Genomic DNA, 13,650 nt, shown 5'->3' with positions numbered 1-13,650 from the left:
CTTAATTGCAAAATTAAAGAACGTGCTCATTGAGTACTGATCGATCACACACTATAAAGTACTTTCGATGGAACGAGGTTATTCGAAGTTCTCTTAGGCATATTGTATTCCAGAGGAATCAAGATCGATACTCATGTGAGATGGAAGAGAATTGATCTGAATATTCTCAGACGCAACCTTCAATCTCGATCTGAGACAGCCAATGATTGCTTCATGGATATTTTCAATGGCTTCCTGAAGTGTTTCCCCTTCACTCATACATCCCGGCAGGTCAGTACACTCCACAACATACCGCCCATCCTCATCCTTTTCGACAATGAGAGAGAATTTCATGATGCTATCGCACTTCATATTCAGTGATGACATTCTATAAAGGTATGCATGTGCCAAAAGGATCGGTCGATTGTCTTTCCACAATAGACTCATCTCCACAATTCTGATCGCGAGGTTTTCCTGATTCATAAGTAATTATTGTAAAGGTATCGAGGTGTCATCCACACTTCAGATCTACAGATTCCTCTCCACCCTCGCTGTAAGTGGCTTTTGGATGAATAGCGGAAATGCATACTGTCTATGTATCATTTGTATTGGACATACAATTACAGTTGGAGGTCAATAATGTATTATGAAAGCTTTTCTATAGTAATGGCATTCAGAAATACGGAGAAGAGCCTGAAGTTATTATAAAAGTGTAGACACAATTGATACGTACCGGAGATGGCCTTGATGGAAATAGTTGTACATGTTGATGAACAATTTAATTTGTCTTGAAAAAGTTCCAAAGACACATTGAAAAGTAAGCCCAATGATACATTTGTTATACAGCGGGAGAATTCGCATACCATCATCCTGAAGAAGACCGCCGAGGATGATCCATGTATTGAAGCGATAAATTCACCAGCACATATTCGCAATAAGGCTCATGGCGACCTTGATCAGCTGGAAGATGAACTGTGGTTGTCATGAAGGGTATGCATCTGCTCAATCCATCATTGCGGTCACTGCGGGCTATCACGGGCAGTCGCAGACATTGCCCTGACTAAGGGGAGTGCGTACCATCTCTATTCATCGAGAAAAGTTCCGGAAGGAGAGAATCAGACCGGATCCTGGTACCAGCATCCGGACAATTGCGGCCAGCCGGGGGGGCGACCCGGAGACACTGCTCCTGTCCCGGCTGAGCACGAAACCGGTCACAGAGGCTCCGGTGTTGAACTGCCGTTTCAGTTCTGAGAGCGACCAGCGGTTCTGTTGAGCCTCGATCTCATAAAACCGGCGCTCTTCCGGGTTGCAGGTGCTCATGAGGAAGAGATAGCAGGATTAGCTGAGAGCAAACCCTGAATTGTGCAGACAGTGTTTGCGCAATTGGTTGGCCAGCAGAGACAGCCACATTGTATTGCTGAAGCCTGGGTTGGAGGAGGCGAGGGAGGGTATGATCCTTATCAAGGGATCAGTCCGATAGCCGGGATACCGTAAGGTTTCTGAAATGAGAGAGAGAGAAAGAAGAAATGAGAACCGGACAAAATGAGAGAATAGCATACATCAGAAACCGCGGTATGCAGTGCGGCGGTGACGGACAAAGACCACAGTGATCTGTTTCTTTTCATGGCAGACTTCATAGAGTATGCGATATTCACCAACCCGGATCCGGTAGATGGATACAGAACCACTCAGTTTACGAGCACTGTGTGGCACCGGGTTTTGCATAAGGTCTTCGACCGCATTCAGGATCCGTGAAACATGCTCGCGAGGTACATTCGCTATATCTTTCTCAACGCTCTTCCTGATGTGAATCTCATACAAATCCATGAAGGTTCAGAGCCGCTTTTTGAGTTCTTCAAGTGTGATTGTCGATTCAGTTCTTCTCTCTGCTACAACGGCCAGATCGTGGAGATCTTCCTGCAACTGCTCGTATTCATCAAGAGGCAGGATAACTGCAACACGCTCACCCTGCTCATCAATAATAAACTGTTCTTTGACTGCACCCATCGTTGTTTCCTTCTTCATCTATATATGATCTAGGAGATATATATGTACTGACAATCACCTGCTTCTGCAGAGGTATACCCCGGGTACCTCTTTCAGCCGGGAACTATCCTCACGATCTAACAGGCAGGAAGCCCACGACTTTAGTCGTGGGTAGTTGACGACCTGGCTTGATATGCTCAAGCGTTTCCTCAATACTCAGAATCCATCTGAAACAATGTAGGTGATGGTCGATTCAAACATCCTGATAATCGCAGGCAATCGCGTCCATTGCCCTGACTGAGGGGAGTGCGTACCATCTCTATTCATCGAGAAAAGTTCCGGAAGGAGAGAATCAGACCGGATCCTGGTACCAGCATCCGGACACGTATTGCCAGCCGGGGGGGCGACCCGGAGACGCTGCTCCTGTTCCGGCTGAGTGCAGGCCGCTTATAAGAGGCCGGTTTTGAAAAAGGGGTCCCTTTTGATGATGGGTATTCAGATTATTTGTCTGCTTTGTTGATCAGGTCATCAAGGATGAGGATCTCAATATCCTGTACCTTCATGAAATTGCGTACCGTTTCCCATTCTGAAGAATATGTATCGAGAAGAAATCTGCAAAGGTCCAGGAATGTCAGCAAGATCCTCCTCAATCATCTCCTTTGTTGATCGTTTCAGAGTCTCGTTATAGCCTCGTAACTCTGCATCAAACTCTGCTAACAGTACATTTCTCGCATCAAGTACGTCCATCCTCTTTGCATTGTTGACGTACACCACCCCTCCGCCTTCTCTTCCAAAGAGTGTGCCGTCTGCCTTTGTGGCATACAAGGCACTGGTACCGGTTGAACGAACCCGGTGCGTGACTTTTATTGGAACATCGGTCTGTAAAAGCAGAGAACGGGCCTCGTTGGAGCTCGTATTCACGCCACAGATAAGGTTCCATCCCAGTGCCTCAATATCCCGGACGGACTCTTCCGAGGTGTTGCCCCCGTCCCAGATCAGGGTTCCCGGCTCAAGTGAGAGATCAAGCCCTCACGGACCATCATCTTCAGAAGCGACATGCTCATACAATTATCACCCATAGTGCTCAAGAGAGAGCTCAGGAGTATTCGTTCGGATTGATAAAAAAAATTCCCCAAATGAGTACACAATAATTATCATAATTGTTTGTTAAAGTGATCATAATTGGGAATTAACCAAAAGCAATAGTGGCTTGAGGAACAACCTCAATCTGATCTCAATCTCCAATTCAGAAAGATGACAGGATCCCGGGGGCTCACTCCCCCACAATCCCCCGCATATACGCCACCAGCTCCTCCCGCAGATCGTCCTGTTCGAGGGCGACATCGATAATCGCCTCCAGGTACCCCATCCGGTCACCGGTGTCATACCGCCGGCCCGAGAACTCATAGGCATAGATGTTCTGCCTTCCCTTCAAAAGCCGGATCGCATCGGTCAGCTGGATCTCCCCGCCAACCCCCTGGCGGGTCGAATGGAGGCAGTCGAAGATCTCGGGCGTGAAGACGTACCGGCCGATGGCGCCCATCCGGGATGGGGCATCTTCAAGTTTCGGCTTCTCGACGATATCCTCAAGCAGTGAGAGGGAGTTCTCAAGCGGCTTTCCTTTGATGATCCCGTAGCTTGAGACCATCGCATCAGAGACCTCCTCAACCGCAAGCACCGAGCAGCGGTACCGGTTGTAGGTGTCGATCAGCTGCCGGGTGCAGGGGGTGGTGTTCTTGATGATATCATCACCAAGGAGGACGGCAAACGGCTCCCCGCTGATATGCTTCTCGGCCCGGAGGACGGCATCACCAAGGCCGAGCGGCTCCTTCTGCCGGACATAGTGGATATCGGCAAGTTTTGAGATGTCGCGGACCATCGAAAGCAGGCCGGCATTCTTCGGATTCTTTGCAAGATGCATCTCCAGTTCCGGTGCATCATCAAAATAATCCTCGATCGCCCGTTTGCTCCGGCCGGTGATGATGATGATATCATCAATCCCTGAGGCAAGCGCCTCCTGGACAACATAATGGATCACCGGCACATCGATGATCGGGAGCATCTCCTTCGGCATCGATTTGGTGACCGGGAGGAACCGGGTGCCGAGGCCCGCCGCCGGGATGACGGCTTTTTTGATGGTCATGGGCAGACTGCCCCCGGTGCAGGATCTGATAGAGTACTGTTACGCGTCATTCTTATCGTCTTCTCCATGGTTTGAATATCCGGTTGTATCCCACTCATATGAGACATCACGCACCTTCATGGAGATCTCATTTTTGAACTCGTCAAGTGGCAGGCAGATGGGTTTTGAGAACCCGATCACTTCGAGAGTGGATGGAATCCGGTATCTGATCAGGTTTCGATCGGATGTCAGAAAAAAGTCTGAGTGATAGGCCATCGCATAAGCAAGGTGGGTGCGATCGGTCGGCTCACGGATCATCCGGGTGTCAACCTCTTCCTCCCCCATCTTGAAGCAGAGTATACGGACAGAATCATTTGGAAAGTGGACTGCGACATTCCACTCATCAAGGAGCTGATTCATAGAAGTGATATAATCAAGCCCTTGTTCGTGCTCATGCATCTGGATGAATGCTTCCCCAAGAACAGAGATGGATGTCTGAATTGTATATCCCGCATTTGTGGCATGCTGGAGTGTTGTTCTGGATCGCGTATCTTCAGCGCAGATGAAGAAGATTGGCGTATCCAGAAAAATGGTTGGATTGGTCATATATTCCTACAGAATCGAGTTTCAGCGATCGGAGGGGGTTTTCATAATCGATCGGAGGCGCCTCATATCCTCCAGGTACTCTTCCTCACTGACTGCATAGGATATCCGGCCCCTCGTCACTGATCCACCGTATGGTAGCAGACCTCTTCTGTAGGGTTTCCCGATGACATCTTCGGGATTGAATTTCTTCTCCGTCATACTCTCCTGCCCCTTTCGTATTGATATTCCTGAGAAACCAGATAATCCTTTGGATATATCCCCTCTCTATTTGCCTCGCCCTCGTTCCATTGCAGAACCTGTACGATACAACGCCTGATCACCCACTACCAGCAGACCCCCTCATAGATGGATCCAACCGCTGCCTTCGGAACCCGCCGGCCATCGATCACCAGCTTCCCGGTGTAATCGAGTGCTTCAAACTCCTTCCATTCGGTTATAATGAGAACCGCATCACATTCGAGGACCTCGGCGGCAGACGAGGCATAGGTGATCTCCGGGAAGAGCGATCGGAAGTGTGCTATTGCCAGGGGATCATAGGCGATGACGCCCGCCCCCTCTTTCCGGAGTTCGCCAATGATCGGGATCGCCCGGCTCTCCCGGATATCATCGGTATCCGGCTTGAAGGCTAACCCGAGCACCCCAATCCTCTTCCCCTTCAGATCCGGGAGATGCTTCTTCAGCAATGCAACAAGCCGCAGGGGCTGTTCCTCGTTCACCGCAACCACACTCTGGAGAATCTTCGGAGGCAGACCGGCAGCCCCGGCCTGTGCGATCAGTGCCCGGACATCCTTTGGGAAGCAGGAGCCGCCAAAGCCGATCCCGGATCTGAAGAATGCCGGGTTGATCCGGGCATCGAGCCCGACTCCGGCGAAGACCTCTGCGGTATCGATGCCCATCGTCTTGCAGAGGTTGCCGATCTCGTTTGCAAAGCTGATCTTGGTTGCAAGAAATGCATTGCTCACGTACTTGATCATCTCGGCAACCGGGATCGCCGTCACCAGCTTCGGGCAGGTGAAGGTGGCATAGAGCGTCTCCAGAACCTCCCGGGATCGTGGATCTTCAACACCCATCACAATCCGGTCCGGGGAGAAGACATCCGTGAGAGCTGATCCTTCCCGCAAAAACTCCGGGTTTGATGCCAAGCCAAAGTCGCGGAATGCCTCTTTCCCGGATGCCTCCTCAAGTCTTCTCCGAACGATTCCCGTCGTCGTCCCGGAGACAACAGTACTCTTCATCACAACTGTATGCCAGCTCTCCTTCTCCCGGAGCACCTCCCCGATCGCCTCGCTGGCAGCTGCAATGTACTGAAGATCGATTGAGCCATCCGGATTCGAGGGAGTGCCGACACAGATGAAGGTGGCTTCGGTCTCCCGGATGGCCAGAGCAGTATCGGTCGTGGCTGAGATTCTATGCAGGTTCTTCGCGAGCAGCTCATCGAGCCCTGGTTCAAAGATGGGGGATCGGCCGGTTCGGATCATATCCAGCTTGGCAGGATCGATATCGACAAACACAACGTCATTCCCAAGCTCTGCAAAGCAGGCGCCGGTCACCGCACCGACATAGCCGGTTCCGAGTATTGAAATTTTCACAGCAGATCACCAATAATTGTAGTACAATACATCAATGCTCGTATAAAAGAAGGATATGGTCACGCATCATGTGTAGACAGCGCTTCCTTCCCGGCATTGCCGTTTCAAAAGGAGATACCGTGCAGGATCTGTAACAAATTGTTACAACACCCGATACACACACCCATCTCTCACCTCATCATCCCCGCGGAGCATCCCGGTCACATCCACCACGATCGGCTTTCCATTGCATATCCCACAGACCGTCTCCAGCGTCAGCTCTGAAAAGACCGCATGGGGCGCATTAATCACGATGCAGTCAACCGGCTCACCGATCTCTCCAAGCGATGCCACAGGCAATGCACCGAAATGCGCAATCTCCGCCGCCCCCAGAAGCGGATCATACCCATAGACCTCCACCTCAAACTCTCGTAACTCGCGGATCATCTCCTCCACCGGCGACTCCCGGGTGTCCGGGACATTCTCCTTATAGGTGAGACCCAGAATCAGCACGTTTGAACCCTTGATCACCTTGCCGGCACGGTTCAGCTCCTTGATCGCAATGCCGGCGACGTGCCGGGGCATCGCGTCGTTGATCGCCCGGCCGGCCAGGATCACCTGCGGGTGGTAGCCGAGCTCTTCGGCCTTCATCACCAGGTAATAGGGGTCGACGGGGATGCAGTGGCCGCCGACGAGGCCGGGCCGGTAGTTGTGGAAGTTCCATTTGGTGCCGGCCGCCTCGAGGACCGCCCGGGTGTCGATGCCCATCCGGCCGAAGATGATCGCAAGTTCGTTCATGAGAGCGATATTCAGGTCCCGCTGGACATTCTCGATCACCTTCGCCGCCTCTGCCGTCCGGATGTCGGGGGCGAGATGGACGGTGGTGATCATACCATAGAGGGCGGCGAGTGTCTCTGCAGTCGCCGCATCCATCCCGGCGACGACTTTTGTGATCTTCTCGAGGGTGTGCTCGTCGTCGCCCGGGTTGATCCGCTCAGGCGAATACCCGACGAAGAAGTCGCGGCCGCAGACCATTCCTGATGCCCGTTCAAGCACCGGGACAAAGACCTCCTCGGTGAGGCCCGGATAGACGGTCGACTCAAGGACGACGATCGCACCCTGCTTCATCTGCTTCCCCACCGTCTCCCCGGCGGAGACGACATAGGAGATATCGGGATCCTTCGCCTTCGTGACCGGGGTCGGCACTGCGATGATGACGACATCCGCCTCCCGGATCAGGGCCGGGTCGGCCGTCGCCTCGATCCGGTTGCCGGGAGTATTCGTAATCCCAGCGATCTTCGTCGCATCGACATCATAGCCGATTGTCCGGATATGCTCTGCAAATGCGCAGGCGAGCGGGTACCCGACATACCCGAGGCCGACGACACAGACAGTTATGGTAGTGGGATCCTGGCTCTTCATCGCTGAATATACCTCTTAAGAATGATTGGCATACAAGACATTAAGAACTTTGATCAGGTTTCGGTGATCTTCTGCAGGAAGGGGTGATGAACAAGGAGGAGAAGCAGAGGAGCTATCCCGCCCTGAAGAGAAAGATACGAACGGAAATGCACTATAAAAAAAGGTGTTATCTCCGCCGCCTCACACCCAGCAGAAGGAGCCCCGCCAACCCTGCGATCACGAGGGGGGCAAGGCCGCCGGCGGACTTCTCAGCCGCAGGGGGATCGGGGGGGTAGGACATCATCGCATACTGACCCCCTTCGGTTATCCCGGCAACCAGGTTTGATCCCTCAATGCGGGAGGGAATAATCTGCCATTCGCCCCCATCATATCTGGCTATAAACGGGGCACCCGGATCCCCATTCATTGCAAATGATATGGTGGCGGGTGAGGTAAAGAGCACCGAGCCCGGAGAGATGCTGTATGCACCCGAGAGGGGCTCCCATGCAGTGGGGAGATCCCGGAGATCAGCCTGAATAATCCGGAGATCCTTGGCTCCGGCACCGCTCACAGAACCAGGCTCTGCCAGAAGGCGAACCTTCCCGTCCAGGGAGGCCGCCGAGACCGTATCACCATCAGCACCGGCTGATACACCAGGTCCGGAAGGCAGGCTGGCAACCGGGGATCCGATTGTAACCAGCTGATCATTCACCACATTTCCGTCGACCAGGACGATGATCCTCGCATGCCCATCGGAGACACCGGTAATGCCAAAGGTGATCTCCCCGGATGCCGGGCCGGTTTTGGTTCCTGAGAGTTCAAGAGCCAGATGAACGGAATCAGCATCGGCCTCTGCAATTCCGGTTGCTTTCAGAAGATCGATCGTACCGGCAGGGATACTGCCAAGACTCTCTGATATGGTGACAGTGCCAGACCCCAGTCTGGTCATCCCTTTTACGGTATCGCCATCAGACGCCTCGATGCCCGCCCGGGTCACCGGTGAAGCAACAAGGGTGATCCGTGGTGTATTCAATCCGAAGGGGATTGCGACGGCGTTTGCCTGGTAGGTAAAGTCAGACCTGCCATGCAACTCTATTGCAGACTCCATCCTGAGGGCAAAAACCCGTCCATCAGGAAGATCCGAGATGAGGATGGTGACGGTATCCCCTTCCCCAATCTCTTCGGGAGTAATAGTGACCGAGACTGCAGATACCATCGGCATAAGCAGAAAAATGGCTATCAGAACGATTAGGTACCTCATCGTATTGACATATACATTGAAGAAGGAAATAAACATATCCCTAAGCTATTACGATACAAATGGTGGGAAATCCGGAAATTAGAAGCATCGTCAACGACCCCCCATGAGGGAGAAGGACTCAGGGCTTAGAGAAAAAGGTGAAGCAAAAAAGAAGGGATATTCATTTTTTTGCAGTGAAATAGTAAGCTCCACCCGCCACCAGCAGAATGAGAACGAGACCAATAATCAGATATATCCAGGGGAATTGTGCCGATTCTGGTACTTCTGTGGTTACAGGATCTATGGTTGCCGGGGGAGTTGCCACATCAGGCAGACCCCCTGTTGTGGTAAGAATATCGCCTTGATAATCGATCGGGATACTAATATCGGTCACTATCGGATTATTCGCACCCGGGACAATAAAGAGGGCAAATAAGCTGAAATGATTCGTCTTTGCCGTAATTGTTCGTGTCACCGGATTTATTTCCGTATACACCTGCTCCCACCCTCCGGTCTCCGGGTTCTGCCGCTCAACAGTAAGCGATGATGCATCACCTCCGGCTTCTGCAACCAGTGCATCCCACCGCTCCTGTGAATATGGTCCAAAGGTAACACCGACCGAATCAGAGAAGGTGGCACCGGAAGGACCGCATCGTACAGCCTCGCCAGCAAAGCTGAAGGTTGCACTCGCAGGCACAGCAGCAGCCTCTTCCGGAGTTATCTCCGTGATAGTAACCTCCGTCACCGGGGTCGTTGTCATCTCCCCGGTCACCGGGTCAACAGACTGGATCATTGCAACAGTTCCCTGAAGTACAGTCAGTTGGGCCTGTTGCTGTGGTGAGATCACAATCTCGGTTCGCTGAGACTGCCCTGTGGCCGGATCTCTCTGAAGAGGGGCTACACCTCCATGGCTAACTCCATATGCACTTTCTCCAGGAGCAGAAACCTGATCTTGTGCAGGTGCAGCCTCCTGATCCCGATCAGCAGGAGGTGACCAGAAAGGTGCACCAGGGGATACACCACCTACCGAACCACCAGGAGAACTGCCAGTACCAGTGGAGGGGCTCTCAGAAACGGGAGCCTGGGTGGGGGTAGATAGTATAGTGATCTGTTGACTCAGAGCCTGAGTTCCATTAATCTTGATGGTGATCCAGGTACTTCCATCATCAATTCCACTCAGTGAAAAAGAAATTAAACCTGAGTCTGCTCCAGACTTCGTACCAGAAATCTCAAGTTCAAGGGTAACTGAAGTAGCTCCATCCTTTGGAGTACCAAAAGCCTTAAGTATATTAATAGAGCCTGGTGAAAGTGAATTGCGTGTCTCTTGAATTGTTACTGTCCCTGTTGGTGTTATCTTTTTCTGGAAAAAAGTGGTGCTTCCCCCAGAAGCTTCAATTCCAGCACTTTCCACCCCGGCTGCAGTAAGTTTGATGACAGCATTATCCAATCCAAATGGAACTGTGACATCATTTGTCTGATATGTGAAATCTGAACCTCCCTGAACAGAAATATCTGATTCCATCAGAAGTACAAAATTGCTACCATCAGCAAGATCTGATATCTCAATGGTGATCGTATCTCCTTCCTGAATAGTTTGGGGGGTAATAGTAATCTCGGATGCCATTACGGCCGAAGGTGTGAAACCACATAAGAGGAAGAGAACCAGAAGTACGAAATAGAATGAATATCGACACATTGTACCTTCATTTATAAACTAAGATATCTAAACCTTTTCTTTTTTAATGCAGAACAAAACTGCCCCTTCACGAGCGGGCCTACCCTTCCACCTTGCTGATCATGTGGCTTCAGAAGGTAGTATCCGGCGTACTTGTAAGAAGCGTGCAATCATCTCGAAAAAATGAGAGAGAAAGAGAGGAAATGAGGATTATTTCCGGGAATAGTAGTAAACTCCACCAGCTATCAGAAGGATGATGATTACACCAACGATGAGATAGGTCCAGGGGAATGGAGCAGGCTCATCAGGATATACTGGTGGTGTTGGTGTTACATCAATCGGAGCCGCCTCATCAACGGTGGATGAGAGATAGAACAGGCCGAAGATAGTAAAGTGATCAACAGTTGCAGTCACAGTTCCTGTAGCCTGATCGTATGTGGTTGGGACGTATTCCCAGGTTGCAGTCTCAACATTGTACCACTGAATGGATGGCACATCACCGGTTTCTTCTATGTGCTGAAGCTGTTGCGGGGTCATCTGGAATAGGAGAGAGATTGCAGGACTGAAGGTTGCACCGGCAGGTGAGCAGACCACTGCGGAACCTGCGAAGGAGAAGACAGCTCCTTCAGGGGCTGATGGAACATTCTCGAAAGAGAGATCGGACATCGAAACGCTGGAGAGCTGGTTCCCGGTTGAATCCAGTGCCAGTGTACCGGCTGGCATTCGTAGCCGGGCAATTCCTGTCGGACTCTCGACAACATAATTATTGGCAAGGAATCCTTCTGCATCAACCGCCAGTGTTGTTGTCCCTATGGTGGTGACAGTCGGTACGGATGGTATCTCTGGGGGAGCTGGACGCTGGAAGCCGCCACCTCCGCCGGGTCGTGGTGTCGGGGTTGGGGTGGGCGTGACTTTTGCAACAGTTACCGGTGCAAAATTACTAAAGCTCGTAGTATAACCCGTTATTTTTCGATTTGTATGATCAACAACCTGAGAGTCGAGGTCAACCCACTGATTGCCATCATATCGCTTCAGTTTGGTCTCTTCTGTAGCTGTAAACAGTTCATCCCACTCTTCTTGTGTAAACTTGATGGTGATTGGAATACCTGGAGGGGAAAATGTCGCACCGGAAGGTCCAAGTACAATCGTCTTATTCCCAATTTTTATACTACCAACAGGTGGATCAACAACATTCGATGCAATACCTGTTGTGATTTCAGTAACAGGGTTTCCATCGGCCTTTCGGGCCACAGTACCCTTGGGAAGTTGAATATCTACAGATTCATACGTAATAGCGATATCATCTGTAACATTACCTGTCGGATCAACATTAGCTGAAACATTATGGGGTTGTGGAGGTGCTACAACGATGAATTCCCGAATTTTTGCATTTGAGCCCTCCTCATTTGTCACTGTAAGCCTGACACGATAAATTTCATGAGTTTGTCCGGTTGTTAGAGTAAATTCCTGATTCGGGGGAGTCTTGACTGTTGAAAATTCGGTCCATCCGGCATTCTTTAATTCCCTCTCCCATTTATATGTGAGATCCGCACCTTTTGATGAATCAGTGAAGGCAACAGTAAGTTTAGATAAACCTCTTGTTGGAGTTCCGATGAAGTCCGCAACAGGTCCAACACGGATATAATTAGTATTTGTTATCGTATCGGAACCAGCCGCGTTTGTGACAGTCAACATAACGGTATAGCGACCGGGGTCATTATACGTATGTTTTGGGTTTTGGGACGTTGAGGTCTGACCATCTCCAAAATTCCATGCCCATTGGGTTGGGTTACCAGATGATGCATCGGTAAACTGCACGGTTAGCGGTGGATCACCTGTGGTTGTATCTGCTGTTATTGCTGCCTCAGGAACGTCGGTTGATAGAATGGAAAGGGTTACATTTGCTTTTTCATCGTTGTCAATTAACACTTTCACATTCACCTTGCCGTCACTAGCTCCCTTGATGGCAAATTTTAATTCATGGCTACCAACAGCATCACTCGTTGTTCCATTGACACTGAAATTCACCTGAACTGATTGACCAGGGTCTGCAACCTTGCCGGTTACTTCGATATAATCATAGATTCCTTTATTCCAGTCACGAGTCTCTGTAATAGTAACTATATTATTATCATGATTTTTTTGAAGCCCGGCAATTGTATTCCCTCGCTTCGCTTCATACTTCATAAATTCAAGATTGGTACCTTCTGCATTGAAAGCTCCATTCTTAAGCGAGAAGGGCATATCAAAGTTATCAAGCCTGTACAATTCCAGGCCCGATGGCATCAGATGATCAGGATCTACCGAGCTCATTTCGAGCTTGAAGTTTTGATTATTTTCTAGATTATTTATTTGAATGGTGACATTGCCGCCCTGAACAACGTTTTCCTCACCTTCACTTGCATTATTTATTGTAACCGTTGCAGCCGCCACTGCTGCCGGGAGAGCAAGCACCAGGAACAGCGATACCAGGATAATTATATATCTTCTCATCATCATTCTTCACATCCCACAAATAATAATTTGGACAGACTACGGGTCAATTACCTTAAGCCAGCGAGCCTATACATCCATTATAGATCACTACTGATCTATGACATTATTTATAGATATGTTTATGCACCCAACGTACCCACGCAATATAATTATCATACAAGGGCCAGATATTCAGGTAGCCATTACACAGATGATAAGCACCGGGATAAAAATCAGATGAAAAACTGACACCCATTCTGATCATACGTCAGAAACCTCTTTGACGAACCCAACAGGTTATTTTATATTATATAGGACTTACGCATAACCCTCTGAAAAAAATTTAGAGCGCATACTTTGGATCCTTTAGGTAGTCGGCGATAGCATTAGACTGAATCTCCCATTTTGCCTGATAGATTGTGATGTCCTGCTGTTGATTCACAGCCTCTAACCGGATATATGCTCGGATTGAGCAATTAATGTGATTTTTCTGCCCAGCTGCTTTTCGAACTTTACAATCTTCTACGCAACATAGCTCTTTCAGAGCACGATGGTAGTTTTCAATAGACCAGCATATCGCCTGGAGGTTTTTCCTGTC

12 protein-coding genes and 2 pseudogenes are annotated in these 13,650 nt (G+C 50.1%); all 14 read right to left on the bottom strand.

Annotated features, from left to right (window positions below; genetic code table 11):
* Positions 1-93: 93 nt before the first annotated feature.
* Positions 94-333 (bottom strand): type II toxin-antitoxin system HicB family antitoxin, encoded by a 240-nt coding sequence (locus J2T58_RS10615; RefSeq protein ID WP_253489817.1) that lies wholly within the window; start codon positions 331-333, stop codon positions 94-96.
* A gap of 732 nt (positions 334-1,065) precedes the next feature.
* A complete protein-coding gene (locus J2T58_RS10610) occupies positions 1,066-1,299 on the bottom strand; it encodes a hypothetical protein (RefSeq protein ID WP_253489815.1) in 234 nt (77 codons plus the stop codon).
* A gap of 240 nt (positions 1,300-1,539) precedes the next feature.
* Entirely contained in the window at positions 1,540-1,806 is a 267-nt protein-coding gene (locus J2T58_RS11260; protein WP_366518471.1) for a type II toxin-antitoxin system RelE family toxin, read from the bottom strand.
* Between the two features lie 6 nt (positions 1,807-1,812).
* Positions 1,813-2,004 (bottom strand): type II toxin-antitoxin system Phd/YefM family antitoxin, encoded by a 192-nt coding sequence (locus J2T58_RS10605; RefSeq protein WP_253489812.1) that lies wholly within the window; start codon positions 2,002-2,004, stop codon positions 1,813-1,815.
* A gap of 523 nt (positions 2,005-2,527) precedes the next feature.
* Positions 2,528-2,991 (bottom strand): annotated as a pseudogene (locus J2T58_RS10600) (IS1634 family transposase); the annotation flags it as partial.
* 247 nt (positions 2,992-3,238) lie between these two features.
* Entirely contained in the window at positions 3,239-4,108 is an 870-nt protein-coding gene (galU, locus tag J2T58_RS10595; protein ID WP_253489807.1) for a UTP--glucose-1-phosphate uridylyltransferase GalU, read from the bottom strand.
* Positions 4,109-4,147: 39 nt separating this feature from the next.
* The gene (locus J2T58_RS10590) at positions 4,148-4,693 is read right to left on the bottom strand and encodes a hypothetical protein (RefSeq protein WP_253489806.1); all 546 of its coding nucleotides are present in this window, start codon (positions 4,691-4,693) and stop codon (positions 4,148-4,150) included.
* Between the two features lie 21 nt (positions 4,694-4,714).
* Positions 4,715-4,891 (bottom strand): hypothetical protein, encoded by a 177-nt coding sequence (locus tag J2T58_RS10585; RefSeq protein ID WP_253489805.1) that lies wholly within the window; start codon positions 4,889-4,891, stop codon positions 4,715-4,717.
* A gap of 125 nt (positions 4,892-5,016) precedes the next feature.
* The gene (locus tag J2T58_RS10580; protein WP_253489804.1) at positions 5,017-6,282 is read right to left on the bottom strand and encodes a UDP-glucose dehydrogenase family protein; all 1,266 of its coding nucleotides are present in this window, start codon (positions 6,280-6,282) and stop codon (positions 5,017-5,019) included.
* A gap of 141 nt (positions 6,283-6,423) precedes the next feature.
* A complete protein-coding gene (locus J2T58_RS10575; protein WP_253489803.1) occupies positions 6,424-7,683 on the bottom strand; it encodes a nucleotide sugar dehydrogenase in 1,260 nt (419 codons plus the stop codon).
* 166 nt (positions 7,684-7,849) lie between these two features.
* The gene (locus J2T58_RS10570; RefSeq protein WP_253489801.1) at positions 7,850-8,923 is read right to left on the bottom strand and encodes a hypothetical protein; all 1,074 of its coding nucleotides are present in this window, start codon (positions 8,921-8,923) and stop codon (positions 7,850-7,852) included.
* Between the two features lie 160 nt (positions 8,924-9,083).
* Complete coding sequence (locus J2T58_RS10565; RefSeq protein WP_253489798.1) at positions 9,084-10,526, bottom strand: hypothetical protein; 1,443 nt, start codon at positions 10,524-10,526, stop codon at positions 9,084-9,086.
* 261 nt (positions 10,527-10,787) lie between these two features.
* The gene (locus J2T58_RS10560) at positions 10,788-13,076 is read right to left on the bottom strand and encodes a PKD domain-containing protein (protein WP_253489795.1); all 2,289 of its coding nucleotides are present in this window, start codon (positions 13,074-13,076) and stop codon (positions 10,788-10,790) included.
* A gap of 319 nt (positions 13,077-13,395) precedes the next feature.
* Positions 13,396-13,650: pseudogene (locus J2T58_RS11315) on the bottom strand (IS701 family transposase); the annotation flags it as partial.

This window comes from Methanocalculus alkaliphilus (assembly GCF_024170505.1).
GTDB lineage: Archaea > Halobacteriota > Methanomicrobia > Methanomicrobiales > Methanocorpusculaceae > Methanocalculus > Methanocalculus alkaliphilus.
This window is presented reverse-complemented; position numbering and strand designations above follow the sequence as displayed.